Annotated in this window: 26 protein-coding genes and 1 other RNA gene; 11 read left to right on the plus strand and 16 right to left on the minus strand. The window is 45.2% G+C overall.

Features of this window, described 5'->3' with window-relative positions; genetic code table 11:
- Nucleotides 1-159: 159 nt before the first annotated feature.
- Complete coding sequence (locus tag ACE04G_RS29200; RefSeq protein ID WP_036609632.1) at nt 160-708, plus strand: thioredoxin family protein; 549 nt, start codon at nt 160-162, stop codon at nt 706-708.
- Between the two features lie 216 nt (nt 709-924).
- Here ACE04G_RS29200 and ACE04G_RS29205 read toward each other — a convergent pair whose 3' ends face one another.
- The 3 genes from ACE04G_RS29205 to ACE04G_RS29215 form a co-directional block, all read right to left on the minus strand.
- Nucleotides 925-1,407 (minus strand): DUF309 domain-containing protein, encoded by a 483-nt coding sequence (locus ACE04G_RS29205; RefSeq protein ID WP_449003898.1) that lies wholly within the window; start codon nt 1,405-1,407, stop codon nt 925-927.
- Nucleotides 1,394-2,209, minus strand: coding sequence for a GTP diphosphokinase (yjbM, locus tag ACE04G_RS29210; protein ID WP_036609636.1), 816 nt, complete (start codon nt 2,207-2,209; stop codon nt 1,394-1,396). The genes ACE04G_RS29205 and yjbM overlap by 14 nt, the downstream gene beginning before the upstream one ends.
- 134 nt (nt 2,210-2,343) lie before the next feature.
- Entirely contained in the window at nt 2,344-3,441 is a 1,098-nt protein-coding gene (locus ACE04G_RS29215) for a quinone-dependent dihydroorotate dehydrogenase (protein WP_076209015.1), read from the minus strand.
- A gap of 254 nt (nt 3,442-3,695) precedes the next feature.
- On the opposite strand from ACE04G_RS29215, the gene ACE04G_RS29220 reads away from it, so the two are divergent.
- Complete coding sequence (locus tag ACE04G_RS29220) at nt 3,696-3,833, plus strand: hypothetical protein (RefSeq protein ID WP_017689367.1); 138 nt, start codon at nt 3,696-3,698, stop codon at nt 3,831-3,833.
- A 42-nt stretch (nt 3,834-3,875) separates the two neighbouring features.
- Here ACE04G_RS29220 and ACE04G_RS29225 read toward each other — a convergent pair whose 3' ends face one another.
- The 3 genes from ACE04G_RS29225 to ACE04G_RS29235 all read right to left on the minus strand — a co-directional run bounded on the left by ACE04G_RS29225 (nt 3,876) and on the right by ACE04G_RS29235 (nt 7,196).
- Nucleotides 3,876-5,318 (minus strand): L,D-transpeptidase, encoded by a 1,443-nt coding sequence (locus tag ACE04G_RS29225; protein WP_449003899.1) that lies wholly within the window; start codon nt 5,316-5,318, stop codon nt 3,876-3,878.
- Between the two features lie 217 nt (nt 5,319-5,535).
- On the minus strand, nt 5,536-5,778 hold the full coding sequence (locus ACE04G_RS29230) for a ferredoxin (protein WP_017689369.1): 243 nt from the start codon (nt 5,776-5,778) through the stop codon (nt 5,536-5,538).
- Nucleotides 5,779-5,894: 116 nt separating this feature from the next.
- Nucleotides 5,895-7,196, minus strand: a complete 1,302-nt coding sequence (locus tag ACE04G_RS29235; RefSeq protein WP_221823544.1) for a DNA polymerase IV — start codon at nt 7,194-7,196, stop codon at nt 5,895-5,897.
- 531 nt (nt 7,197-7,727) lie between these two features.
- Between ACE04G_RS29235 and cimA the strand changes: the two genes are divergently transcribed.
- On the plus strand, nt 7,728-9,347 hold the full coding sequence (cimA, locus tag ACE04G_RS29240) for a citramalate synthase (protein WP_449003900.1): 1,620 nt from the start codon (nt 7,728-7,730) through the stop codon (nt 9,345-9,347).
- A gap of 119 nt (nt 9,348-9,466) precedes the next feature.
- Here the strand turns inward: cimA and ACE04G_RS29245 are convergent, their stop codons facing one another.
- Nucleotides 9,467-10,018 carry a TlpA family protein disulfide reductase gene (locus tag ACE04G_RS29245; RefSeq protein WP_339183846.1) on the minus strand — a complete coding sequence of 184 codons (552 nt, stop codon included), beginning with the start codon at nt 10,016-10,018 and terminating at the stop codon, nt 9,467-9,469.
- Between the two features lie 226 nt (nt 10,019-10,244).
- Here ACE04G_RS29245 and ACE04G_RS29250 point away from each other — a divergent pair, with 226 nt between their 5' ends.
- Nucleotides 10,245-10,736: a M67 family metallopeptidase gene (locus ACE04G_RS29250; RefSeq protein ID WP_339183843.1), complete on the plus strand. Its 492-nt coding sequence runs from the start codon at nt 10,245-10,247 to the stop codon at nt 10,734-10,736.
- On the opposite strand, the gene ACE04G_RS29255 is transcribed toward ACE04G_RS29250, so the two are convergent.
- The 3 genes from ACE04G_RS29255 to ACE04G_RS29265 are packed head-to-tail and all read right to left on the minus strand — an operon-like array spanning nt 10,722 to nt 13,983.
- A complete protein-coding gene (locus tag ACE04G_RS29255) occupies nt 10,722-11,459 on the minus strand; it encodes an exonuclease domain-containing protein (protein ID WP_339183841.1) in 738 nt (245 codons plus the stop codon). The genes ACE04G_RS29250 and ACE04G_RS29255 overlap by 15 nt on opposite strands.
- Nucleotides 11,456-12,541: a DUF294 nucleotidyltransferase-like domain-containing protein gene (locus tag ACE04G_RS29260; RefSeq protein ID WP_449003954.1), complete on the minus strand. Its 1,086-nt coding sequence runs from the start codon at nt 12,539-12,541 to the stop codon at nt 11,456-11,458. Before ACE04G_RS29260 ends, ACE04G_RS29255 begins: the two co-directional genes overlap by 4 nt.
- A gap of 41 nt (nt 12,542-12,582) precedes the next feature.
- A complete protein-coding gene (locus tag ACE04G_RS29265; RefSeq protein WP_221823363.1) occupies nt 12,583-13,983 on the minus strand; it encodes an ammonium transporter in 1,401 nt (466 codons plus the stop codon).
- Nucleotides 13,984-14,335: 352 nt separating this feature from the next.
- Here ACE04G_RS29265 and ACE04G_RS29270 point away from each other — a divergent pair, with 352 nt between their 5' ends.
- Both ACE04G_RS29270 and ACE04G_RS29275 read left to right on the plus strand, forming a co-directional pair.
- On the plus strand, nt 14,336-14,764 hold the full coding sequence (locus tag ACE04G_RS29270; RefSeq protein WP_076209500.1) for a MerR family transcriptional regulator: 429 nt from the start codon (nt 14,336-14,338) through the stop codon (nt 14,762-14,764).
- Between the two features lie 28 nt (nt 14,765-14,792).
- Complete coding sequence (locus tag ACE04G_RS29275; RefSeq protein ID WP_036609646.1) at nt 14,793-15,473, plus strand: zinc metallopeptidase; 681 nt, start codon at nt 14,793-14,795, stop codon at nt 15,471-15,473.
- A gap of 43 nt (nt 15,474-15,516) precedes the next feature.
- On the opposite strand, the gene gltC is transcribed toward ACE04G_RS29275, so the two are convergent.
- A complete protein-coding gene (gene gltC / locus ACE04G_RS29280) occupies nt 15,517-16,428 on the minus strand; it encodes a glutamate biosynthesis transcriptional regulator GltC (RefSeq protein WP_036609648.1) in 912 nt (303 codons plus the stop codon).
- A gap of 64 nt (nt 16,429-16,492) precedes the next feature.
- Nucleotides 16,493-17,119 carry a rhomboid family intramembrane serine protease gene (locus ACE04G_RS29285; protein WP_036609651.1) on the minus strand — a complete coding sequence of 209 codons (627 nt, stop codon included), beginning with the start codon at nt 17,117-17,119 and terminating at the stop codon, nt 16,493-16,495.
- Between the two features lie 148 nt (nt 17,120-17,267).
- Between ACE04G_RS29285 and tpx the strand changes: the two genes are divergently transcribed.
- Complete coding sequence (gene tpx / locus ACE04G_RS29290) at nt 17,268-17,786, plus strand: thiol peroxidase (protein ID WP_036609653.1); 519 nt, start codon at nt 17,268-17,270, stop codon at nt 17,784-17,786.
- Between the two features lie 72 nt (nt 17,787-17,858).
- Here tpx and ACE04G_RS29295 read toward each other — a convergent pair whose 3' ends face one another.
- The 4 genes from ACE04G_RS29295 to cshA all read right to left on the minus strand — a co-directional run bounded on the left by ACE04G_RS29295 (nt 17,859) and on the right by cshA (nt 21,302).
- The gene (locus ACE04G_RS29295) at nt 17,859-18,251 is read right to left on the minus strand and encodes a DUF1499 domain-containing protein (RefSeq protein ID WP_017689382.1); all 393 of its coding nucleotides are present in this window, start codon (nt 18,249-18,251) and stop codon (nt 17,859-17,861) included.
- 181 nt (nt 18,252-18,432) lie between these two features.
- Nucleotides 18,433-18,624, minus strand: a non-coding RNA gene (gene ssrS, locus ACE04G_RS29300) — 6S RNA.
- Between the two features lie 51 nt (nt 18,625-18,675).
- The gene (locus ACE04G_RS29305; RefSeq protein ID WP_017689383.1) at nt 18,676-19,488 is read right to left on the minus strand and encodes a YesL family protein; all 813 of its coding nucleotides are present in this window, start codon (nt 19,486-19,488) and stop codon (nt 18,676-18,678) included.
- A gap of 218 nt (nt 19,489-19,706) precedes the next feature.
- Nucleotides 19,707-21,302, minus strand: coding sequence for a degradosome RNA helicase CshA (gene cshA / locus ACE04G_RS29310; RefSeq protein WP_076209022.1), 1,596 nt, complete (start codon nt 21,300-21,302; stop codon nt 19,707-19,709).
- A 305-nt stretch (nt 21,303-21,607) separates the two neighbouring features.
- Here cshA and ACE04G_RS29315 point away from each other — a divergent pair, with 305 nt between their 5' ends.
- The 4 genes from ACE04G_RS29315 (at nt 21,608) to ACE04G_RS29330 (ending at nt 25,692) form a co-directional block, all read left to right on the plus strand.
- Nucleotides 21,608-22,429 (plus strand): YitT family protein, encoded by an 822-nt coding sequence (locus ACE04G_RS29315; protein ID WP_036609659.1) that lies wholly within the window; start codon nt 21,608-21,610, stop codon nt 22,427-22,429.
- Nucleotides 22,430-22,603: 174 nt separating this feature from the next.
- Complete coding sequence (locus ACE04G_RS29320) at nt 22,604-22,792, plus strand: hypothetical protein (RefSeq protein ID WP_029880762.1); 189 nt, start codon at nt 22,604-22,606, stop codon at nt 22,790-22,792.
- A gap of 162 nt (nt 22,793-22,954) precedes the next feature.
- A complete protein-coding gene (locus ACE04G_RS29325; RefSeq protein WP_405131969.1) occupies nt 22,955-24,136 on the plus strand; it encodes a putative glycoside hydrolase in 1,182 nt (393 codons plus the stop codon).
- 203 nt (nt 24,137-24,339) lie between these two features.
- On the plus strand, nt 24,340-25,692 hold the full coding sequence (locus ACE04G_RS29330) for an MATE family efflux transporter (RefSeq protein ID WP_449003955.1): 1,353 nt from the start codon (nt 24,340-24,342) through the stop codon (nt 25,690-25,692).
- Nucleotides 25,693-25,763 lie beyond the last annotated feature (71 nt).

Raw genomic sequence — 25,763 nt, forward strand, 5'->3', positions numbered from 1 at the left:
TGCTTTCCTATCATATCGTATCTATTCCACTACAGCGTGTAATGTAGTATAATGGCAAGTAGATTGATTCCTGAGCAAAAATTCGGGTGTTTATGCATATAATCCCAACCTTTATTTTTGCCCAAACTATATTTCGATATGATCGATGGGGGATGTCCAATGAAATCCAAGAAGAAAAAGAAAAGTGCTGCGATCCTTATTTTCCTGGGTATTTTAATCATTATGATTGCAGCACTGGTTGTCGTAGACCAGCAATCCAAGAAACAGATGGATTCAGTGGAAAATGCTTATGGCATCGCTGCTTCCAAGCTTAATCCAGCTACAAGGGAGCTACTTAGTGATCCCAACTATCAACAAATTATTGTTCCCACTGATCTCAAAGCCAAAATCGATAACAAAGACAGCTTTTTTGTTTATTTCTTTGCTTCCGACTGCTCGCACTGCCGTGCCACAACACCTCAGTTGATGCCACTGGTTGACAGTGAAGGTATTGAGCTTCCACAGTTCAATCTGCGTGAATTCGAAGCAGGATGGACCGATTACAATATCGAGTTCACACCTACACTCGTCTATTATGAGGCTGGTGTCGAGAAAGACCGTATGGTTGGCGGACTGAAAGAGAATGGCAGTGACCAAGGCTACACACTGGACGATTACAAACAATTTTTCCAAAAATATAAAGGCAGTGCCGCACCTTCGGCAAGCTAACTGCTAGTTCCGTTTCCACAATATCTACAATCAGGCCTTGTATCACCGATACTGTTCTGTTGAAGGACAGGCTGTGCCACCATGCAATCATCTGAATATGACGCAACATTCAAAAACACCCCGATCTTTCCCTTTACAGGAATCGTCGGGGTGTTTCATAACCATGGAACTTCATATCCATGGGATGCTCATTTGAATGTTAACGCTGATTACGGTTCAACTTTTACTCTGATCCATCGCCTTCATCTTCTCTTCGTATATTCGCCCTCTGGTAGGACTCCGGCGCTGCGGAATATTAGGTTTTAGCTCAAGCGATCTTCTAGATATCTCTTGTTCCAAGACCTCATTAACAATTCGTATGGACAAATCCCTGTAAGTCACAGACTGAACATCTGATTGGGACAGTTGCTTCACGATTTCCTGTACATCCCGTACCAAAGCCCCTAGGTCTATGCCCAGAACCGTAGCAGGATAAGGTTCCAGAAGATCAAGTGAGCTCTGTAACATCATCGTTGCTCCGCGGAGATTGCCATTCCTGAAGTGGTACAAACCAACCGCAATTTGCAACAACCCTTTATAGAGAGAATCCCGGTTACGTTCAAGCCACAATTCTTCCAGCACCTCATGGCACTCGAAATAATCCTGATCACGATTGAAGTAGATTAAGTAGTCAACGTACAGTGGCTCATAGATGCTCATCCGGGTTTTCGCCCTTTCTGGCGTTGTTCAGAAGTTTCTTCACGTCATCCAGCAAGTCTTTGAGCCCTTCCATATCATGCCGTTCCCAGTAATCGTTAAATCGCTTCTGTGCTTCAATTGCTTCACTGACAAGATGGTAGAAGTATAATTGATGAATGATATTTAATGTTCTTGACACGATATTGGAATCATCCTCAAATGCCTTCTGCGCCTCCAAAATCTGTAGACGAATTGCAGACATCTCGTTGTCCAGTATAAACGCAGCCTCAGCCGTTTTTTTCAGCCTGGTTCTCATCTCATCAGGTAACCCTTCCCGAAACTTGTAACTCAGCGAATGTTCAATGGTAGCCCAGAAGTTCATGGCAAGCGTCCGGATCTGTATCTCGGCCAAAACTTTCTTTTGTCCAAGAGCCGTCTGAACGGGATACTCAATAATCATATGGAAGCTGCGATAGCCGCTCTCTTTGAAATTCGTAATGTAATCTTTCTCAATGAGTACCGTGAGATCCTTACGACCTCGAATATACTCGGCAACCCGACGGATATCATCCACGAACTGGCACATAATGCGGATACCTGCAATATCCTCAATGCCTGTTTCCACGTCATCAAGCGACACATTCAGTCGTCTGGATTTCTCCAGAATACTGGATATTTTTTTGACACGACCGGTAACGAATTCAATCGGGGCATATTCTTCCCGTTTTTTCAGCTCCGCCCGCATTGTCTTAAACTTGACTTTTAATTCCTCTACCGCTTGTTCATAAGGAAGTAAAAATGTACCCCAGTCTCTACCGTCCATGCTTATGCCTCCTGTCTCTATAGCGTCCCCTGTTCTATTCCATTATACATGATGTTTGGTGGGGGGAAGAGTCCCGAACCATTTTACGCTCTTCCATGCTTCTATATTTTCAATCCGGGGATCCACATTCCTTCTTAACGATGCTCCGCACCAACCGCTTCAGAGATATGACGATAACCGTCCTTTCGAAGTAACTCACGCAGTCCGGCATGAATACGCCGATTCACCTCAGGTCCTTCGTAGATCAATGCTGTATATATTTCGACCAGACTTGCTCCGGCTTTAATTTTCTCGTATGCATCCTCACTTGTGAAAATACCACCTGAGCCGATGATCGGAAGTTTACCTTCGGTCTGACGATAGATCTGGCGAATAATCTCCGTAGAACGCTCACGCAGAGGTTTACCGCTCAGACCGCCAGTTTCCTTTGCATGTTGGTGGGAAAGTCCTGTACGACTGATGGTTGTGTTCGTTGCAATAATGCCAGCAACACCGCTGTCAGCAATTGTGCGAACCATATATTCAAGTTCCTGATCATTCACATCCGGTGCGATCTTCACCAGAACGGATTTGGTCGCTCCACCCGCTCGTGCATGCTGCACATTCATCTCGTTCATAACCGCAGCGAGCAGTTCCTTCAATTCATTCCCATGTTGCAGATTACGCAAATCCGGTGTATTTGGTGAACTGATATTAACCACGAACAGATCAGCATAATCGTATAGTGCCTGAATGCACTTCGAATAGTCCAGGTGAGCTTCCTCATTAGACGTTGCCTTATTCTTGCCGATGTTAACAGCCACTGGAATTCGCCGATCCTGTAGACGTGCCAATTCACCTGCCATCGCTTCCGCACCAAGATTGTTGAAGCCCATTCGGTTCACCAAAGCCTCATCTGGTGGCAAACGGAACAGCCGTGGTTGATCGTTACCTGGCTGTGCAAGTGGTGTCACGGTTCCCACTTCCATGAATCCAAATCCGATGGAAGAAAAGCCCGTTACGGCCTGTCCGTTTTTGTCCAGACCCGCAGCCAGACCAACAGGTGTAGGGAAATGACACCCAAACATGTCAACAGCCAGATCAGACGTTTCACGAACGCCGTACATCACTCGCAGTCCGGAAGGAACCGGACGGATGCTACCCACGCCACTAAGGCCGCCAATAATCAGATGATGGGCCTGTTCAGGGTCCATTTTGAACAACAAAGGTTTAGCAAGACTTCTGTATAACAAATCACTCACTCCGTTCTGGTCCGGTACGCCAAAAAGCCGTTTTCCGTCTTTTCATATGTAAAAAACACTCTACACACAAGTCTATCTGTTTCTTATTAAAAAGGAAAGTAGTTTGCGCATAGACAGCACAAATCGAATAATACAAAATGCTCACAAGAAATCCACCCGCCCACTGGTAATGACGAGTTGAATTCTTTACAATGAGAGCATGGTTACTCTACACCAGTTCTATTCCAAATAAGGAGGAATAACTCATGGCTCCCAAACGTAAACCACCTGCATTACAGCAAAAGAAAGAAGAAGTGAATCGCAAAGCCATTGCATGGACTGCAGCCAGTGTAGGCGGCTTGATCATTATCATTGGTGCTCTTATCATTATTGCCAACATGTAGATGATTCAGGCTGAATCCATCTGATTCTACATATCAAGCAGATCAATTCAGCCAGTGATACGTTTTGTTCGGATTATTCTGCTTTGGAACAAGTGTATGCTGATAACGCTGCTTCGCTTCTGGAACAAGCGTCAGATCCGGCAGTACATCTTCTCCAATGCGTACCGGAGTGCCTTGCGGAGCAAGAGCGAATAACTCTTCTACATCTCCTGTACGCATTCTCACACATCCAAGGGACTCATCCAGTCCGATACTGTCCGGCTCGTTGGTCCCATGGATGGCATAATTCGTATTCGAGAGCTGCATACCTCTGCTTCCAAACTCACCGTTCGAGCGCCCATTCGGATTGACCACTTTATCCGTGATGACAAATGAACCCTCAGGTGTTCGATCACCCCCAAGCCCCACATCATACATACGAACAATGGTATCCCCACTGATTAGTGCAAGTTTATGTTTATCCTTATCAATAACAATCTCCAGCGGTTCCTGCAAAAAAGGCTGACCTCCCAGCGTATCTGCAAAAGTGGCATTGTTGCCTTGAGACGAATTCAAAGATGTTGAACCGCTCTCTTTACCACTCAAATCGTTCTTTCCTTCCTGTGCCTTTCCTTGATGCAGAGCTAACAGCTTCGGAAACATCTCGGTCATCCCTGATGCAGTCTCTCCCAGAATATTGTTCGGAAATGGCTGGGCCATTTGCGTTACACTCTTGGGCCAAGCGTCATTTTTTTTGCGATAGGCAACGATTGCACTTGATAATGATGCAGCTGCTTCCTGCTTGGCGGTCCACGCCAAGGCCATCTTTTTGATTTTCGGTGTAATTTCAGGAGGTTCACAGTTACATTGCTTGGTATCATAACTCTGTGCAGTCAATTTCCCGCTTGTATTGGTTTGTACTATGTATTTCACAGGCATATTTCGCTTCCATAAAGACCAGTCATCCGAGGTTTGCATACCCAGTACAGCAGAAGTCTCTACTTTTGGACCAGACCCAGACCAGGCAGCTGCGAGAGCAGCCTCGCCATGATTACCTCCACCAAATGCCGCAGCAGTGAACACATTGCTTGGCGCAATGGATGCAGTCCCAGCCTGTTGATCCGCTTCTACAGGCGCTGCGATATCATCTGTGGATTCCAGTGCTGCTGACAGTGCGTCGGCCGCTTCACGACTGAAACCCGGAGCGTCCGCAGGTGGCAGACCTGCCAGCACAAGCAGCATGAACAACGTAAGCCACATTTTGCGTCTACGTTGTTTTTTCTCTTTTTGCTCGGACATCTCGACCAGTTTATCCTGATAGTCTACCCAGATGTCAGCAGGAGCTTTACTGCGTTCAAATGCCTCATAAACCTCGCCCGCTTGCTGAAAGCAATAATTGGCTTTGGCCTCCTGTCCTTCGCCCAAATACTCCTTTCCAAGCAAGTACCAAGCCATTTTATTGTCGGGATGTTTCTTGACATATGTTCTTAGATGAGTATTTTGCATCCGATCCTCCACTATTTCGCCTTTTTCCGTATATCGTTATATATCGGCATAACCAAGCGTTGAATCCATAGGACTTGAGTACCCGGTGGAAAAAAGGGGTTCGACAATGTTCGTCCTTGATCCACAGATCAGATAATCACAGTTAAATGAATGCAAAAAAGCACCTTCCCTTGTCGTTAAGACAAAAGAAAGTGCTCTATGTTCATGTGAGAAATACTTAGCCTTCTTTATTGAAAGGCTCGTCCGCTACTTTGATTGAATCTGTAGGGCAGCCATCGCATGCATCCTGCATATCGTCAAACAAGTCGTCTGGAATAGCTTTGACACCATGGTTAGCATCGCCGTCAAAGATAACTTCAGCCAAACCTTCATCATCATAATCGTAGATGTCTGGAGCCGTTGCTCCACAAGCGCCACATGCGATGCATGTGTCTTTTTCAACCCAAGTATATTTACTCATTTACATTCTCTCCTCCTAAAATTCAAAACGTACAGTGTTTTTATCTAGAAACATATTAATACAAAGTAAGGATAATTACAAACATTTTGCAACCACAAGTCTCTATTATCCCTTATTTAATCAAGACTTTGCAAGTTATCTTTTTGCAGGGAAGTACCGCGCACTTTATGATTACGAAGCAGCACGGAAGGATCGTCTCCAAGCATGCCGGCGGTCACAACAGCATTCTCACCAAATTTATCACGTAACTGATCCATAATCCGAATGAGATTGTCCTTCTTGGGCTTCTGCTCATATTCGAACAAGTCCATCTGTACAGCCGATTCTTCTCTTGGAATCAGGTTTTGAAGTGTCACACCCAACATGCGTACAGGCTTTCCACTACCCCAATGCTTCTCAAATAGTTTACAGGCCTCACGGTAAATGACCGTTGCATCCTCCGTAGGAACTTCCATTAGACGGGATCGGGTGATTGTCTTCATATCCGGTGTGCGGATTGTAATCTGAATCCCCTGGCTGAACATTTCGTGCTTGCGCAATCTTCTGGCTACCTGGTCACTTATATTGAGGAATACCCGATGAATCTCATTCATATCCGATACATCCGCCGGTAAAGTGGTTGTATGTCCAATGGATTTATTGGCCTCACGTTCCGCGTGAACTGCGGAGTGGTTAATGCCATTGGCGGAATTTTTGAGCCATGTTCCATTAACTCCAAATAGTTCGGTCAACATGTTCTCATCCGACTTGGCCAATTGACCAATCGTTTCAATGCCCAGTTTTTTCAACTTTTCAGCCGTTTTTTTGCCAATGCCAAACATCTCGTTGCATGGTCTGTGCCATAGAATCCGGGGTACGTCCCTCATGCGTAAAATGGAGATACCATTCGGTTTTTTCAGATCCGAAGCCATTTTTGCCAATAATTTGTTGGGTGCAATGCCAATGGAACATGGCAGTCCCAATTCATCCTTGATTCTACGCTGAATGCTCTCCGCAATCTCCATTGGATTCCCGAATTGCCTTGAACCTGTAATATCAAGATAACATTCATCAATGGATGTAGCCTCAAGTTGAGGCGTATAACTATACGCAATCTGCATGAACGCTCTTGAATATTGACGATACAAATGGAAATCAGGACGAATCACAATGAGATCAGGGCACTTTTTCATGGCTTGGTGGACAACCATACCTGTTGAGATGCCTCGATTACGAGCGGCATATGAGCAGGTTACAATTACACCCTTTCGCAGTTCACTGCTGCCCGCAACGGCCGTTGCTTTTCCTCTATATAAATCTGGTTCCTCGGCTTCATGTACAGAGCAGTAGAAAGCATTCATATCGACATGCAGAATCACCCGTCCGGCTGCAGGGTAATATTGATCCACATTTGCTGGAGGATTGCCGTCTGAAGACATCATGAACCCCCGCCCTTTCTTGCACACTAATTAATGAAACGAATTTCTTTCTTCTATAGTATATCAAACCCGTTATGTTAATTCAGTCACGAACATTTATTTTCTGCGAGATCTGATCAGAGACCGAATAATCAACCAGCCTACACTTACAAAAAGAATCAAAGTGATCAGGGCAATAACTGTATTTTCCCATACAAAACTCAAAATTGTCCCTCCTTTTCTTCCATATATTGAAATTAAAACTTAATAATAGATTATAACATACATCTTGATTATGATTACCATCCTTCTCTTTTCTCTAAAATCCGTTAATTGTTACATGAAACTGCGATTTCTATGTAGCATTTGGCTATAATGGTGCTATAATAATTAATTATACAAATTGACGACATTAGGACAAATCAGCGCATCGAGTTTAACACAGTGTAGCGTTGCCGAATCGAAGGATTCGTCCACTAACGTACTTAACAGCTTTTCCCAACTTACAATCCAAACTTTTAAAAGAGCGCTTTATCTCAAAGGAGGATCTTCATGTCAAAGGCCATTTCCATCTTCGATACGACTTTACGTGACGGCACACAAGGGGAGGGTGTCAGCTTATCGGCAGACGACAAACTCAAAATTGCCAAGAAGCTTGATGACCTGGGTGTCCATTATATTGAAGGCGGAATTCCCGGCAGCAATACCAAGGACATTGAGTTTTTCAAAAGAGTCAAGGAATTAAACCTGAACGCAAAGGTTGTTGCTTTTGGCAGTACCCGCCGAAAAGGCAGTGTTGCTAGTGAAGACGCCAACCTGAAGCGCATGATCGAATCTGGTGCTCAGGCTGCAACCTTGGTCGGTAAATCATGGGACTTCCATGTGCATACCGCTTTGCAGACTACATTGGAAGAAAACTTGTCCATGATCTATGATTCCATCGCATATCTGAAACAGAATGGTATGGAAGTGATCTTTGACGCAGAACACTTCTTTGACGGATTCAAACATAACCCGGAGTATGCTCAAGCGGTCTTGACCAAGGCTCATGAAGCTGGAGCGGACTGGCTCGTTATGTGTGATACCAACGGCGGGACGATGCCAAACGAGGTGCACGAGATCGTATCCACATTGCATAGAAGCCTGCCTTATGCACATCTCGGCATCCATACACATAATGATTGTGAACTGGCTGTGGCCAACACACTAAGCGCTGTACAAGCCGGAGCCCGTCAGGTGCAAGGAACGATGAACGGTTATGGAGAGCGTTGCGGTAACGCCAATCTCGCATCCATTATCCCGAACCTGCAACTGAAACTTGGTTATGAATGTGTTACTGAGGATTCCATGAGACAACTTACAAACGTGGCTCGTTATGTTAGCGAGATTGCCAATGTGAATATGCCGATTAATCAGCCTTATGTTGGCAATGCTGCTTTTGCTCACAAGGGTGGAATTCACGTCTCTGCCATCCTGCGGGATTCACGTACCTATGAACACATCGTGCCTGAACTGGTTGGTAACAAACAACGTGTGCTGGTCTCTGAACTTGCCGGACAAAGTAACATTGTATCCAAAGCACAGGAACTGGGGCTTGAGTTCGATCCAAGCAGTGCCAATTCACGTCAGATTATTGAGAAAATCAAAGACCTGGAACATCAGGGTTACCAGTTCGAAGGTGCAGATGCTTCGCTTGAATTGTTAATTCGTGAAGCGAACGGTGACATGAAAGAATTGTTCACTTTTGAATCATTCAAAATGCTTGTGGAGAAAACGGCAGGCAAATCCGTTGTTTCTGAAGCTTTTGTCAAAGTGAATATCGCTGGAACAAGCGCTTATACCGCTGCTGAGGGCAATGGTCCAGTTAACGCACTCGATAACGCGCTTCGGAAAGCACTGGTGCAATACTTCCCTTCACTTGCCAATATGCACCTCTCGGACTACAAAGTACGTGTACTGGATGAGAAAGATGCCACAGCCGCCAAAGTTCGTGTATTGATCGAATCCAAAAATACGGAGAACACATGGAACACTGTAGGTGTATCCGAGAACGTAATTGAAGCAAGTTGGGAAGCACTCGTACACAGTTTCCGCTATGCTTTGCTTCAAGAAAAATTGCTGGATGAGCCGGGCACACTCCCTATTCCTGCTCATGGGATAAGCAACCACTAAAATGCATGTCCAAAAAAGCTTTTTTTGAACAACCTTTTAACGCTTATTTCCCGGAAAATAAAAAGGAAGCCTCTGTACCCATGATTCATGGATGCAAAGGCTTCTTTCTTTGCAGAAAATTAATTCGCAATTAACTTTTTAATCTTACGCTCCAACTCTTTTTCGGGCAATATGCCCAGAACAATCTCCTGTATAACTCCTCTGGAGTCAATCAGAACATTCGTGGGAAAAGCCACCCCATTGTATTGAGCATACACAGTCCCCTTCTCATCCAAAGGAATAGGGAATGCCAGTTGGTACTCATCCACAAAAGCTTTGGCATCCTTGAGTTTATCGTATGATGTTACATTAACACCGTAGAGGTTAAGCTTATCCTTGTATTTTGCAGCCATTCTATTCAGCTCTGGAGCTTCCTGCTTACACGGCTCACACCAGGATGCCCAGAAACTTACAAACGTGGCCTTATCTTTGGCACCGCCCACACTGTACGTCTTCCCATCCATTGCTGTCAGAGAAAAAGCAGGCGCCAGAAGACCCGCACGTGGTCCCGTCTCTGTAGGCATGGGTTCTTCCTGCTTAAAGACGGCTGCAATGCCGTCACCCTTATTCTGCGCCAGTGCAATACCAACCAGCAACACAACACCAAGGAGTATGTATATGTTTCGTTTCATAACCCGCCACCCTTTTATATAATTAGCATATTGAAACTGAAACCGTAATTTCTGCACATGCTAAGTGTTTATCACGCTCTATGACAGTTCACTAGAACATGATTCCCCAATGTTCTCTTTATTATTGTACCCTTTTCCTTTAAAATTTTACAATCCGCATTACAGAAAATAAAATGAAAAAGGACTCCTGCCTAAGCAGGAGCCAAAGAGAGAGGGGTGAATACAAATGGCAGCACTTCACGGGCAGCAAAACGTCTTCTACATCCCTTCTTCCGTAGAACAAGAGATGTCAAAGCACATGTTCCTTTCGCTGCCACAAGAAGCCTGCGGGGTTATGCTGGGTGAAACCGCAGCGGGCGGTATACGAATCAGTCGGTTTCAGCCCATTCGTAACGTAGCACCTGACCCGCTGCACCATTTTACTCTGGACGATGCCGAATGGATTCGGTGCATATTCTCCGAGCCTAAGCTCATTGGTATCTTCCATTCTCATCCGCAGACAAGGCCTGTTCCTTCCTTAGAGGACATGCAAGCTCTTCCGGCCTTCGCCGGTTTGCTTCAAATGTACCTCATCGGCTCACCTGACCTAACAAGCGGGTTGCGATCTCATATGCAGCTCAACGGTTATAAGATTGAATCCTCGAAGGAATCGCAGGATCCGGCACAACGCGTTGTACCTTCATACAATCTGCTTCCCGTTCCGTTATGCGTGACTTAGCTGGGTATACAGATCACCCAAGGTTTCCACATTTTTACGAGTCATGTCCTCCAAGTAGCAGGACCATAACTGCGCAGTCATTTTCGAATCTTCCAGTGCATGGTGACGCCCATAGATCGGAATCCCTCTGGATTCCAGCAATTCATCCAGACCATACCCCGGCCTGCTTGGTTCAAGCCAGCGGGCCAACATCATCGTATCAATTAAACGATGTGTCAGCCTTACTTTTGAAGTCCGCCACAGAGCAGCATTCAGAAAAGCTCGGTCATGCGCACTTGCGTGTGCAATCAGAACATTTCCACCTACAAAAGACATGAAATCATGCAGCCCTTCCAGCAAAGTTGGTGCGTCCAGCGTCATCTCCTGTGTAATACCTGTAAGTTCAGTAATATGTTCCGGAACCGCAGTCTTGGACTGCACCACCGTATAGAACTGTTCTCCTTCCAGAACTACACCACCATGTATACGGACCGCACCAAATGAGAGTATCTCATCCCCATGCTGGGGTGAAAACCCCGTCGTTTCCAGATCAAATACAACTGCGTCCAGCTCATTTAGAGGTGTATGCAAAACCTCAGGTCTGCGTTGTTCTCTCATCATCGAACGGATAAACGCCATGTGTTGCGCCGTAGGGGCTCCCATAATGGAAGCGATGGCGGAAGGAACCCCTCCCTGACGCAGCGAATTCCAGAATCCTGTATTGCCCCTTGCCGGCTCTCTCATGGACGTCTCCTTTCTGCAAAACGCAACTGTCTTTGCAAAGCACGATGCACTCGTCGTACCAATCCGAGCGTATCCCTGAGCTCATAATGAATCTGTTTTTGTTTCATCTGTTTCTCATCTAGGAACCCACTGCTATGTTGCAATTCCCCTTGGATGACAACCGGTGTACTTCTGCGAAATTTCAGAGCGGCTGTGAATGCCCGCTGACAGGCATCCAGTAATGTAAACGGAACAGCTTCAAGCGAAGTCAGTCTCTCCATTCTTTTTAACGTAGATGACTCCTTGATCCCATGTTGCAAAGCCAAATAACGGGCACTGTTCACCAGCGGAATGTACAAACCATACTTGACATCAAATCCGCCTGCATGTTCACCAAATCGTTCTGTGACCACACGTCCAAGTACATTTAATGTAGCTTTATGTTTAACCGTATTGCGAAGAACTGCATCCGAAAGTTCAGGAACCAGTCTGAACTGTTCATAAAAACTCGTGATCCATTCCTCTGCCAGACTACGCTCCCCTGCAACAAAACGCATGTCTGAAGCGATGATCAGATTACGAACTGGCTCCCAATTCAGATCCGAGCTCCAACCTGCTAATTGTTGCTTCCATGATTCCAGCGTCTTTCTCCAGAGGGGCTCCGAGCACATCACTTTGCCTTCGCATTTGGCGTAACCAAGCTCTTCCAACATATCCGTCATACGCTGTCCGAGCTGAGCAAAATATTCCTCTTTACCTTCATGCGGAGTATCGCTAATGATCATGCCATTATCCTGATCACTCCATAACGTTGCTTCTTCCCTGCCGGAACTGCCAAATACGATAAAGGCATAGGGGACGGGAGGTTGGCCGAAGCCTTCCTCAACCATCCCCTGAATGCATAACTCTACTGCTTTCCGTGCAATCCGGTCATGCAGTTCATTTACCGTTTGGTACCACTCGATCGGCGACAAGGAAGCGGACAACAATTCCTGGAGCTCGTTCTGTAATATCACACGTGCCTGGCGCAGCTCTTGAGAAGACACCGCACCATCGATTCCCTGATAAGACCAGGAATAGTTTGTATACGAGATGGGTTCCATCATGTCCAGCCTCCTTGAAGCATGATTCAGCATCATTCACTTCAGGAGCTGAACGTACCACCATTGGATTTAGAATCTGCATTTTTCATTTGTTCAGGGTATCCGTAAGTACCGTGCTCACTGATATCCAGACCCATTGTTTCTTCTTCTTCAGTAACACGGATGCCCATGATCGCTTTCATTCCGCCCAGAATAATGAAGGACATTACCAGTACGAAGGCAAAAGCACCTGCCAGACCGAGAAGCTGTACGCCTAATTGGTGGAATCCACCGCCATAGAACAGACCCGCTTGACCTACACCCGCATTCTCGGCAAGTTCAGGAGTAGCGAACAAGCCCGTGGAGATCGCACCCCACATACCAGCAATACCATGCACGGAGAAAGCGTAGATTGGATCGTCAATTCCTTTACGATCGAAGTACTGTGCTGTGAAGAATGTGATGATACCCGCCAAAGCACCGATAACCAGAGCTGCCCAAGGTTCAACGAATGCACATGCTCCTGTAATCGCAACGAGTGCCGCAAGCACACCGTTTAACATGCTAGGAATATCGGACTTACCAAGTACTGCCCATGAGATCAACAGCGCAGCAACACCACCAGCTGCTGCAGCTACGTTAGTAGTTAATGCAACATAACCGAAGAATCCATCCCCCATGGCAGATAATGTACTACCTGGGTTGAATCCGAACCAACCGATCCAGAGGATAATAACCCCGAGTACGGAATACACTTGGTTGTGACCTGGAATGATGTTAGGTTTGCCGTCTTTGTTATATTTACCAATACGTGGTTTCAACAAGATGGTCGCTACCAATGCTGCAGTCGCACCAGTCAAGTGAACAACCGTCGATCCTGCAAAGTCTTGCATACCCAGCTCAGCCAACCAGCCGCCGCCCCATACCCAGTGAGCAACAACCGGATACATGATAATGGTATAAAGAGTACCGAAAACAATATATACGCTCATCTTTGCACGTTCAGCCATACCACCGCAGGCAATGGCCAGAGATACCGCCGCAAAGGCGAGGTGGAATACGAATTTAATAGTCAGTGGAACATCGGAGAAAGCCAGTGATTCGAAGGAAGCAGCCATCTTGTCACCACTCAGGAAGAATCCTGTTGTTCCAAAGAAGCTGTTACCATTACCGAAACCAAGACCGAAACCCAAAGCCCAGAAGGCAATTACTGAAATTCCCAATGTCAGGATGGTCTTACCCGCAATGTGTCCTGCATTCTTCATTCGTGTTGAACCCGCTTCGAGTAAAGCAAATCCCCCTTGCATCAAGAACACGAGTACAACAGCCAAAAACGTAAAGGCTGAGTTCAAACCACTTTGAAGTTCAATGTTAGTCGGGCCCTCCGCAGCCGCAAATGCGCTGACCGGAAAAGCGAACAAAGTAAGCATTACTAACACGGAAACCAACCATTTCTTTCTCATATACCCCACTCCCTCTTATGTTAAGTTTCTTCACATAACGTGAAACTCTTAATGTCATTATAAGCAGAAGAGAGGAAAGTTGACAAGAGTATTTTCATCAAAACTGAAAATTATTTCTGGGAATAAAGTCATACGTCTTTTTCTTGCACTTAAGTACATAATCACATTCTATGAGTACATAGATATAGAAATGCAGTATGCTGATTGCCAAAGCATAACGTTTGACTGTACGGTTAAAGATCATGTATCATACTTATTAGTAAGAAAAATTGGGCGTAGTCTAGAAATTCACAAGTGGAAACTACAATTCCCTACATTTGAACTTGCAAGCGAGGTGAATATCATTGGGGATATGAAACTTTTTCGGATTGGCGAACTTGCCAAGACCGCTGGTGTTAGTGAACGGACGATTGATTATTACACAAAGCTTGGACTAATCTCTCCCGAAGAACGTACACAAAAAAATTATCGTCTCTATAGTAATGAAACTTTAACGAGGCTTGAACGTATTGTACAGATGAAACAAGAGAAGTATAGTCTCGACGAGATTAAGCAATCTCTTGAGAAGTGGCGTCTGGTTAGTACAGAAGAACAAGTTGCCAGCAAATTGACAACGTTGGAGCTTCATGTACAACAACTTGAGCGAGAGGTTAACGAACTCAAACCGCTACTTGGAGAGATGAAACCTGTACAAGCACGTAAAATGATGGCAGGACTCCTCACCAAAAGTGCCGGTACAATGGAGGCACTAAAAATCTTGCTTGAGAACACCATGATGTAGCTTATTCTTAGAAAGCGGAGGAATGAATATGAGTTTTAATAACGGTATGTTCGTATTGATCATTATCGCCTTTTTGCTCTCTTTATGGGCGCAATTTCGCGTTAAAGGTACGTTTAGACGTTGGTCGGAGGTACCGAACCAGAACGGAATGACTGGTTACGATGCCGCTCGCCAGATGCTTGATGCTAACGGCCTGCATGATGTTCCAATTGAACCTGTACGTGGTACACTCTCTGATCACTATGATCCGATTAATCGGGTTGTACGTTTATCGGAACCAGTATATTATGAAAACTCAATCTCAGCTGTTTCGGTAGCGTGTCATGAAGTTGGCCACGCCATTCAGCATAAAGAAAGTTATCCGATGCTGGCACTACGTCACCGGATCTTCCCAATTGTGAACTTTGCATCCGGATTAGCTCCATTCCTGTTGATTGCAGGATTCATCTTCAATGCCATGAACCTTGTAGGTATCGGTATCATCTTCTTCTCCGTAACTGTAGCATTCCAACTCATCACTTTACCGGTTGAGTTCAATGCAAGTAACCGTGCTAGAGAGATTATGGTATCCGAAGGGTACATCCGTAATGAAGAAGAAAAAGGGGTTGCAAAAGTTCTGAATGCCGCAGCCTTGACTTACGTTGCTGCAGCGTTGATTTCACTGCTTGAGTTGATTCGTTACATCGGAATCTTCAACAGCCGCGATTAATTGGATACCTAATACAACAAAAACAAAAAACAATACCCCACCGTTAATCGGATGGGGTATTGTTTTGTTGTAAACCGAAATAATCAAGCAAGAATGAACGAAAGGACTGAGCAACCAGCGGCAGTTTATCATGTGCACGATGAATTAACCCGATAGTTCGCGTTACTTTTGGATGGGAGATAGCCACATGTGCCGGTTGCAAAGGGTTCGTCTGGAATAACGCCATCTCAGGCAGCAGACTGACCCCCATGCCCGCAGCGACCAGTCCGCGGATGGTGTCGGTCTCTTCCCCTTCAAAAGCGATCTTGGGTGTAAAACCAGCTTCCAGACAGGCATGCCACACAATAGGACGAAGAGAATAACCTTTGCTAAACAATACAAATTTATCATCCTTGAGCTGTTCAAGCGCAATTGTCTCCTCACCAGCTAACGGGTGATTAGGAGGAAGGATGGCATGTAATTCTTCCGTGAGTACAATATCGCCATCTACTTGATCATGCTTCTCTGGAAAAGGAGAAATGAATGCCAAGTCTACCTCTCCGGATAACACATCACGAATCAGCGTAGGGAACATCCCCTGCTTGAATCTGAATTTCACGTTGGGGTAGCGCTGACGGAAAGCAGCCACCACGGAAGGAATGAGATGAATCCCCAGGCTATGCGGAAATCCAATTCGAATCTCTCCATGCTCCGGGTCCAGAAACTCATGAACTTCCCCGACTGCCTTGTCCAAATCTTTCAAGATACCTTCAATTCGTTTGCAAAAAAGCTGCCCCACTGCAGTCAACTGCAGATTTCGTCCCTTTTGCATAAAAAGGTCCACGCCCAGTTCTTCTTCCAGCTGATGAATCTGACGACTCACCGCCGACTGTGCCACATGCAACTCTTCAGCAGCCTGTGTTACATGTTCCTTCTGTGCCACTTTCAAAAAGTAATGCAACTGTCTTAATTCCACTCGCCTGATCGCTCCAATCTGTTATACCCTACTTATCCTTGATTCCATCTTGAGAACGTTCTGACTACCGCTTTAAGCTGCGGGGTTTCCACAATCTAATCAACAGTCCGTAAATAAAGAATCCACCCAGCAATCCGCCGAGGTGTGCCATCCAATTGATGCCCGACATGGCGAAGGAGAATATGATTCCGAACAAAAGCAACGTGTACATCGTTTTGCGCGAAGCTTCGTCCATCATCGTTCGCTGGAACAGTGCTACATACAGGAATGCACCATAGACGGCATAGATCGCTCCTGAAGCACCTACCGAGATCGTAATACTCCCAACCGAGTTGTACCACGCAACAGCAAGAATATTACCTAATACACCACCACCCAGGTACAATACACCATACCTTACCGATCCGAGCAAACGCTCCATCGGTGGTGCAAATACGATTAACGCAAAGCTGTTAAACAATAAATGACTGAAGCCCGCATGCAGGAACATGGATGTAATGTAACGCCACCATTCATGTGCGAACAGTTCATGATTCGTAAGTGCCCCGAATTTCAGCAACACCATATTGTTCGTTGATCCACCGTTCACCGTTAACACAATAAACATGACTACATTGGCAATTAAAAAAAGCGACGTCAAAGGGAAATACTTCAAATAACCTTTCCAGTTCTCATAGCGAATAAATATCATAAATTTCTTCTTTCACTCCACCCTGTTCAGATCGGACTTACATCTCTGATCCATCGTAATGGTACATGTCCGAATTGGACAATGCCTTTCATAAAAGATTATAATGGATTTTGGCACGGATCACCAATTTATAAGGAGGAACATTATTATGACACAAGAACGTACAGGCGCAGCCACATTTAAAGGCAACCCTATTACATTGATCGGACCCGAACTGAAAGTGGGCGATCAAGCACCTGATTTTACACTGAGCAAGAACCTGGTTGAAGATGCTTCTCTGAAAGACTTCGCAGGCAAAATCAAATTAATCAGCGTTGTTCCTTCCCTGGATACTGGCGTATGCGATGCGCAAACTCGTCGTTTCAACGTGGAAGCTGGAGAACTCGGAGACAATGTTGTTGTCTTGACAGTAAGTGTTGACCTTCCGTTCGCTCAGGCCCGTTGGTGTGGAGCAGCTGGTGTTGACCGCGTAGTTACATTGTCAGACTACAAAACACGTTCTTTCGGTGAAGACTACGGCGTTCTGATCAAAGAATTCCAACTCGACATGCGCTCCATTTTTGTTTTGGATGCCGAAGACCGGATTACATATGTGGAGTATCTGCCTGAAATGACAGACTCCCCTAACTTCGAACAAGCGATTGCAGCTGTAAAAGCTTTGCTGTAGAAGTAATCATACGTTCAGAACAAAAGCGAGGAAGGTTAACCTTCTCTCGCTTTTTGTTATTTATCATCTATTTCAATCATTTGCTTTATACTTGCTTAGCTTTTTATCCAGTACAGAGAATAAGTTCATAATCGTGCGATAATTGGAACCCAAGTCTCCAAGTGAACCACGTGAAGCTGAATACATATCCACCGCACTGCGAACAGGACTTACCGAGATAATGGAAACTGTAATATCCATCGTCCGTCCAAAGGTAGTCCGCTTCTCCAGAATAACTTCTCCAACAGAAGGCACTTCATGCAGCACTTTATAACCCGGAATCTTTTTGAGTGTCGAAGAGACCTCTTCCCAGGCTCTGTCTTTGGATAAGTTATAATACCGTGTTTTTAATTTGGGATCCTTGGCTCGATCGCTGGTCCCCTCCATGCTGCGGATGATTCCGACGAGCGTTCTCTTTAAGGTCAAGACCCTTCCTCCTTTGATTGTAACCGTTCCATTTATGTATCTTAGTGTAACATTGTTCAAGTAGTAACAAAAGGGCAAGCATCATATTTATCATAAAACCAATCAAAAACATTCATCACAACTTAAAAACACCCTGAAATTCCTTCTGAAGAGGAAAAGTCAGGGTGCTGTACATAAAATTTAGGAACCCGCCTATGCCGTCCGGCTACATTGTCTTATGAACCTGCTTGGCAGGTGGGTGACCGCAAAAATGCTTTTTGAAGTCCCCATGTCGTATAGACAGGGCTTTTCAGCAACATTCTGTGTTGATCTCCCGAAGACATCATCATTGGTTCAAAACAACGAATAACCGAAACGTACATCGCAGGATGTACAATTATTATATCCCTAACTGTGTAAAAAGTAAATGGCGATCCTTCATGTTTTATTTTTGCAATGTAATGTTTTTGTCGTCTGATGGCTCAGATGTTTCACCATTCTCTGCTGATTGTTCAGCCAGCGCAGCAGCTTCCTCTTCTTCCTTCTTGAGTTGCATCTTCTCCATCTGCTCCTGCATCTTGTTGAAGGTTGCGTAGAAGTTAAAGAAAGCGAACCAAGCAATGATGCTGATAATGAAGAAAACGAACAAAACCGGATAACGGAAACCGATGTAGAACAGCAATCCACTTCCCAGCAATGTGGAAAATACACGGAATGGTCTGATCAGCGTAAGTAATACCGCGTTTTTGATAATGAGTCCGATGGACATATGATAGTGTACAACCATCGAGAAAAAGTTAAAGAGTGATACAAATAACAAGAGAAGCAGTACTAACATGATGATTCCCACGAGCTGCATATTGCGGAACTGCGTCATGTACACGGTATAATCCAGATACATAATTGCGAACAGCAGTGTGTAAAAAATGCCCCCAATTAAACTTTGCTTGTAGTTTTCCTTGTAACCTACAAAGAAAGTACGGAAGATCGGTACATCCGTATCGCCCATATTCCATTTACGAACAACCGTAAATAGCGCCGAAGTCGCCGGGAACAGTGTAAGCGGTGCCACAATAGCTATAGCCCAGTTCATTTGCAATGATTCATTTGCGAGGTTCTGCTGCATCACGAGCAGTTTCATAATCAAGAAAAACAAGAACGGAGACGAACAAATAGCCCACAACAGATTGGTTGCGGCCAGTCTCGTAATCCACTCTGTAAGCCGGTAGATCCCACCCATAGCTCCTTTAAATTCCAAACATTTCTCCTCCTCTGCAGCCTTGCGTATTACCTGAAGTCTAATATTAATATACCTTATTATATATAGGAAAAGCCAGCACTTCCCGAAAACAGATCGTCATTACCCTTAGCTAGCGCTTCTGACCGCTTCTGATAGTAAAATAAAATGATGCAGTCACTTTGAAAATAAAAAAATGGAGCAGTTGCCCGCTCCATTTTTCAGATCATACGTTTATATTACTCGAATGAAGAATCTTTCGCTGGACGACGTCCTTCGTTGCTGCTTGGACGCGGTTTGCGGTCACGGTTGTAACCACCTTCTCTGCTTCCACCGCCAGTGCTGCTGCCGCTGTTACGATCACGGTTGTAACCGCCGCGTCCGCCACCACTGCTGTTGCGATCGCGGTTGTAACCACCACCACTGCCGCCGCTACCACTTGTGCGGTTACCGCTGTAACCTGATGGTTTACGTCCGCCAGAGCGAACATCCGGTTTACGACGTTTTGCACGGATTGGATCTTCAGGAGTCAGATCAACTTGAGCATCTTTCTTGTCACCTGTCAGGAGCTTCAGTGCAGCCGACAACAGTTGAACAGAATCATACTGCTCAAGCATTTGAATCGCGATACCTTTGTATTCGTTCAGTTCGCCTGATTGTACGATTTCCAGCAAGCGCTCTGCTGTCAAACGTTGTTTACCTTCAACCGCTTCTGCCATTGTTGGCAGTGGTTTACGTGGAATACGGTGACGTGTTACACGCTCGATGAAATGCAAGTGATCAATCTCACGCGGTGTAACGAAGGACCAAGCAGCACCCTCTTTACCCGCACGACCTGTACGACCGATACGGTGAACATAACTCTCCGGATCTTGCGGAAGGTCAAAGTTAACAACGTGGGTTACGCCAGATACGTCGAGACCACGTGCAGCTACGTCTGTTGCAACGAGTACGTCAATGCTGCCGTCACGGAACTTACGCATTACCGCATCACGTTGATTCTGGGACAAGTCACCATGAAGACCGTCTGCAGAATATCCACGTTTTTGCAAAGCTTCAGCCAATTCGTCAACACGACGTTTTGTACGTCCGAATACGATCGCCAGTTCAGGAGATTCCATATCCAACAAACGGCTCAATGCTTCGAATTTTTGACGCTCAGGTACTTCGATATAGGATTGGTCAATCAATGGTGCACTAACATGTTTCGGAATCACAGAAATGTGTTCAGGATTGTTCAAGAATTGTTGTGCCAATTTTTGAATGTTAGGAGGCATTGTTGCTGAGAACAGCATGGTTTGGCGCTCGTCTGGAACTTGTTTCAGGATGGATTGGATATCCTCCATGAAACCCATGTCAAGCATTTCATCTGCTTCATCCAGTACAACAGTTTGTACATCATCTAGTTTGATTGTTTTGCGGTTGATGTGGTCAAGGAGACGTCCAGGTGTACCAATGATGATCTGTGGTTTTCTTTTCAGTGCACGGATTTGACGCACGATATCTTGTCCGCCGTAGATTGGCAGGGAGCGAAGACCTTTGAAGCGAGTAAGTTTTTCGATCTCTTCAGCAACTTGAATTGCAAGTTCACGTGTAGGTGCCATAATAAGGGCGCGGATTTTCTCGTCACTTTTTGAGATTTTGCTGATCAACGGAATACCGAATGCAGCTGTTTTACCCGTACCTGTTTGAGCTTGACCAATCAAATCTCTGCCTTCGAGTGCCAAAGGAATCGCTTTGGATTGGATCGGTGTTGCTTCTTCAAACCCGAGCTCAGTGATGGCTTGCAGCACCAGTGGTTCAAGATTGAAATCTGTAAAGTTTAAATTTGTCAAAATTATTCATGCTCCTTTTATATGGTGGACATGGTGGACAATCCACTTTGTTGTCTGTATTCTTAAGTAGCGTTAATATTTATAGGGTATCCCAACGGGACGAATTATTTTCACTAACGAATATAATTCCATGAATGGGTCCCCAACATAAGACTAAAACTACATACATGTGTTTGAAACATTTCAAAATTTTATTGCTCCATTTAGGAAAAGTTTCCTACTCAAGAATATCCACAAATTATTATATCACAAAACAATTCAAGATTACCAGCAATCTGGTTTTAAATATAAATGAGGTGATTAAATTGCCCAAAATAATTTGGCACTCTTTAGTGATCATTTTGGGTGCTGCAGCTATTGCCTGCGGCTTTAACTGGTTTTTGGTCCCCCATCAGCTTTTAAGCGGCGGGGTGTCCGGTATTTCAATGCTTCTGGGTTATTTTACAACGTTGAATCTTAGTATAATGTATTTTGTTCTTAACATTCCCCTGCTCATTGCAGGTTGGTTTATTCTTGGACGACGCTTCATTACATTAAGTATTCTTTCGGTAGCAGCCACCTCCTGGTTCATTGCGCTTCTGCCTGTTTTTGCTGTGGCTACAGACCCTTTACTTAGTTCTGTATTTGGCGGTGTGCTTATTGGAATGGGCACAGGCGTTTCCTTCCGAGTCGGCGGCTCCACAGGAGGACTCGACATTGTTGGGTCTATTTTCACGCGAAAACGAGACTTTCCGATTGGTACAGTGATGGCAGGCATGAACGGTACGATCATTATGCTTGCAGGATACCTGAGTGACAATTGGAATACAGCCTTGGCCTCGATGGTATCCATCTACATTACAGGCAAAGTGCTCGATCTGATCCATATCAGTCACGTCAAAGTAACACTGTACATCATTACTAACGAAACCGAAGCCATGTTAAAAAAATTACTTGTTCGGCCTCGTGGAGTTACCAAAATTAAGACTCAGGGAGCATACACGGATATTGAAAAGGACATGCTCATGACCGTAACCACCCGCTATGAGTTGGTTGAAATTAAACGTATTATCAAGGATACTGATCCAAACGCTTTTGTTAACATTGTGGAAACGGTTGGTGTTATGGGCTCATTCCGCAGAAGTTGAGACACCTGTACGGTTAACAATTCACAACATTGTGGTATAATAACGGTGTACGGCTCCTAAATATGTTGTATAGCAGGTTCAACCCTTCAATTTCACAGGCCATATGCTTTCCCGAATCGCGCCGAATGACTTACCATTTTGGAATTCGAGTAGGAAAGGGTGATTATTGTGGATATGGAAACGGTAAAACTGTTTGAGATCGTCAACAGATGGTGCCCGGAAATGCTCCCTTTCTTGAAACCGAATGAACTCGACTCACTGATTGTCCTCCGGGATGGGCTGGGCATCCTGGAACAGGGAGACGCAATGGAAATCATTCAGTACAGTATTTGTGAGCATCAAAATGAGATTTACATTCAATAATTTTTTCAGATTGATCACGCCGCTTCTTGCAGGGGATTTCCTCAGCAGGAAGCGGTTTTCATTTTTTCCATGTGTTTCATTACTTGATTAATATGGTTAAAAGCCCAGAGGCTTTAATGTATAATTCATACATGGAATGCACACATAAGGGAGTGGAAATGAATGAACATGTTTTGGGCTTTACTGGCTATGGCCTTTGGAGGCTTTGGTGTTGCTCCGGCAGTGGCAGATCAGGGAAATCCTCAATTCCAATCGTTAACCAACAGTTTTAACACTGCAATTATCCAATCTCAAAAAGATCAGGTTGTTATCGATGCCGATAATCCACCTGCTAAAACAGACCCACAACCTGATGCCCCCGTGGTCAAAGGTATCTATGTAACGGCATACAGTGCCGGCGGCGCACGCATGAAAGAATTGCTGGAACTGACAGACAGTACAGAACTGAATGCCATGGTCATTGATATCAAAGACGATCTCGGATACATAACTTATCCCACAGAAAACAAAGCGCTTCAGAAAATGGGTAAATCGCAACCTTTTATTCGGGATATCGATGCCTTGATGAAACGATTGCAAAAACATGAGGTCTACCCGATTGCACGTGTCGTTGTATTCAAAGACACAATTCTTGCGAAGAAGAATCCAGAGCTTTCTTTCCGCAACAAGGATGGCTCGGTTTGGGCGAATGGCAAAGGCGACAGCTTCGTGAATCCATACAGCAAGGAAGTATGGGACTATAATATCGAAATCGCCAAGGAAGCGGCCAAGCTTGGATTCAAAGAGATTCAATTTGACTACGTTCGTTTCCCGGAAGGTTTCGAAACTCGTGCTGATGTACTCAAATACACCAAATCTGACAAGTCCCGGGTCGATGTTGTAGCTGAATTCGTGCAATATGCACGCAAAGAGCTGGCACCGTTAGGTGTGCGTGTCTCGGTTGATATTTTCGGTTATGCAGCTTCCGTACCTGCGGCTGAAGGCATTGGACAGGATTTTGTTAAAATATCCGAAAATGTGGACGTCATCTCACCGATGGTATACCCTAGTCACTATTCTACTGGCTGGTATGGGGTCAAGGACCCTGACAAAGATCCTTACACAACCATCAAGGGTTCAATGGAAGATACACACAAGAAACTGGACCCTACCAAAGAACTCAAACCCGTCATTCGTCCGTGGATCCAGGACTTCACAGCAAGCTGGCTGGGCAGTGGGCATTATGTCAAGTATGGCAAGAAACAAGTGGAAGACCAGATTAGAGCGATGAAAGACATGGATGTGCATGAATATCTGCTCTGGAATGCGTCCAACCGTTATACATCAGGTGTACAATATAAGTAATCCGCACTCTTTCATACTTCTCATTTCATCCAACCTCGTTCTGCTTGAAGCGGAGCGAGGTTTTTTGGTGTTCATTTTTCTCTTCCTGCCCTACTCTGCTTCTGTCCCTATTCAAATTGAACAAAATCCACTACAATAAATAGCTGTCCATATATGACACTTGGATGACATCTCTCTAGAATAGCGAGGCACTGCCAGTGAACATGAACACAACAAGTTTTTCCCAAAAAGTGAAGCAATTCCTGATTATATTTTTGCCCATCTTCACCACTCAAATCGCCCTCTCTGCCATGTCGTTCTTTGACACCAATATGTCAGGCAAGTTTTCTCCGGCCGACCTTGCAGGCGTCGCGATTGGCACAAGTCTGTGGATGCCAGTTCAAACTGGACTAAGCGGGATTTTGATCGGTATTACACCTGTCGTTTCCCATCTGTTAGGTTCCAAACGTAATGATCAGATCGGGTATAACGTCATCCAGGCGCTGTATCTTGGAATTGCTGTCAGTCTCGTTGTTATTGGAGCCGGGGCGTTGTTACTTGGCCCTATACTGAACGGAATGCCTTTGGAACCTCGGGTTGCCCAAGTCGCCTTCTATTTTCTGTGCGCACTTGCTTTTGGCATTATCCCACTCTTCGGATATACGGTGCTGCGCAGCTTCATGGATGCACTTGGCCAGACACGGACTACGATGTTCATTACGTTGGTCTCCCTGCCCGTTAACATCTTACTGAATTATCTGCTGATATTCGGCCGCTGGGGTTTCCCCCAATTGGGCGGTGTTGGTGCCGGTGTGGCTACAGCATGTACATACTGGCTGATCTTTCTTATTAGTCTCTTTTTTGTCCATCGGGTCGAACCTTTCGCCCAGTATGGCATTTTCCGTCAATGGACCCATGTCTCATTGTCCAAATGGAAAGAGTTACTCAAGATTGGAGTGCCCATCGGATTTGCGACTTTTTTCGAAACGTCCATCTTTGCTGCTGTGACTTTAATGATGAGCCGTTTCGATACCACAACAATTGCTGCACACCAAGCGGCGCTGAATTTCGCTTCTACGCTCTACATGCTGCCTGTGAGTATATGTATGGCTCTTACGATCCTTGTGGGCTTCGAGGCAGGTGCCGGGCGTCTGAGAGACGCCAAACAATACAGCCTGCTCGGAATAGGTGGGGCCATTGGGCTATCACTGCTGACAGCGATCGTGTTGATTGTGTTCGGCGAACAGATTGCAGGCGTGTATTCAAACGATCGAGAGGTCATTGCACTTACGCAGCATTTCCTCATCTACGCCATTTTCTTTCAGATCTCAGATGCGATTGCTACACCAACCCAAGGAGCACTACGTGGCTACAAAGATGTTAACCCGGCATTGATCATTACGTTTGTAGCGTATTGGATTATTGGGTTGCCTGTAGGTTATCTAACTGCTACGTATACTTCACTCGGTGCCTTCGGATACTGGATCGGCCTTATTGCCGGCCTTGCTGTAGGAGCAACAGCGCTTCTCTGGAGACTCTTTCGGGTACAAAAACAAGCCGCACTCCGCAAGGCGTAACATTGATATACTCACTCCGTGAAACAACAAAAAGAGCACAATCCACGTTAAAGCGGGATTGTGCTCTTTGC

Source organism: Paenibacillus sp. AGC31 (assembly GCF_057334655.1).

Coding starts and splice junctions, on each gene's coding strand:
- cimA (WP_449003900.1), top strand. CDS start 7,728: ATGTCAAAGGCCATTTCCATCTTCGATACGACTTTACGTGACGGCACA.
- ACE04G_RS29285 (WP_036609651.1), bottom strand. CDS start 17,119: ATGATATTTATTCGCTATGAGAACTGGAAAGGTTATTTGAAGTATTTC.
- ACE04G_RS29255 (WP_339183841.1), bottom strand. CDS start 11,459: ATGAGAGAGCCGGCAAGGGGCAATACAGGATTCTGGAATTCGCTGCGT.
- ACE04G_RS29260 (WP_449003954.1), bottom strand. CDS start 12,541: ATGGAACCCATCTCGTATACAAACTATTCCTGGTCTTATCAGGGAATC.
- ACE04G_RS29245 (WP_339183846.1), bottom strand. CDS start 10,018: ATGAAACGAAACATATACATACTCCTTGGTGTTGTGTTGCTGGTTGGT.
- ACE04G_RS29200 (WP_036609632.1), top strand. CDS start 160: ATGAAATCCAAGAAGAAAAAGAAAAGTGCTGCGATCCTTATTTTCCTG.
- ACE04G_RS29220 (WP_017689367.1), top strand. CDS start 3,696: ATGGCTCCCAAACGTAAACCACCTGCATTACAGCAAAAGAAAGAAGAA.
- ACE04G_RS29265 (WP_221823363.1), bottom strand. CDS start 13,983: ATGAGAAAGAAATGGTTGGTTTCCGTGTTAGTAATGCTTACTTTGTTC.
- ACE04G_RS29235 (WP_221823544.1), bottom strand. CDS start 7,196: ATGTCTTCAGACGGCAATCCTCCAGCAAATGTGGATCAATATTACCCT.
- ACE04G_RS29270 (WP_076209500.1), top strand. CDS start 14,336: ATGAAACTTTTTCGGATTGGCGAACTTGCCAAGACCGCTGGTGTTAGT.
- ACE04G_RS29325 (WP_405131969.1), top strand. CDS start 22,955: ATGAACATGTTTTGGGCTTTACTGGCTATGGCCTTTGGAGGCTTTGGT.
- ACE04G_RS29320 (WP_029880762.1), top strand. CDS start 22,604: ATGGAAACGGTAAAACTGTTTGAGATCGTCAACAGATGGTGCCCGGAA.
- ACE04G_RS29225 (WP_449003899.1), bottom strand. CDS start 5,318: ATGCAAAATACTCATCTAAGAACATATGTCAAGAAACATCCCGACAAT.
- ACE04G_RS29230 (WP_017689369.1), bottom strand. CDS start 5,778: ATGAGTAAATATACTTGGGTTGAAAAAGACACATGCATCGCATGTGGC.
- ACE04G_RS29330 (WP_449003955.1), top strand. CDS start 24,340: ATGAACACAACAAGTTTTTCCCAAAAAGTGAAGCAATTCCTGATTATA.
- ACE04G_RS29205 (WP_449003898.1), bottom strand. CDS start 1,407: ATGAGCATCTATGAGCCACTGTACGTTGACTACTTAATCTACTTCAAT.
- yjbM (WP_036609636.1), bottom strand. CDS start 2,209: ATGGACGGTAGAGACTGGGGTACATTTTTACTTCCTTATGAACAAGCG.
- ACE04G_RS29250 (WP_339183843.1), top strand. CDS start 10,245: ATGGCAGCACTTCACGGGCAGCAAAACGTCTTCTACATCCCTTCTTCC.
- ACE04G_RS29275 (WP_036609646.1), top strand. CDS start 14,793: ATGAGTTTTAATAACGGTATGTTCGTATTGATCATTATCGCCTTTTTG.
- tpx (WP_036609653.1), top strand. CDS start 17,268: ATGACACAAGAACGTACAGGCGCAGCCACATTTAAAGGCAACCCTATT.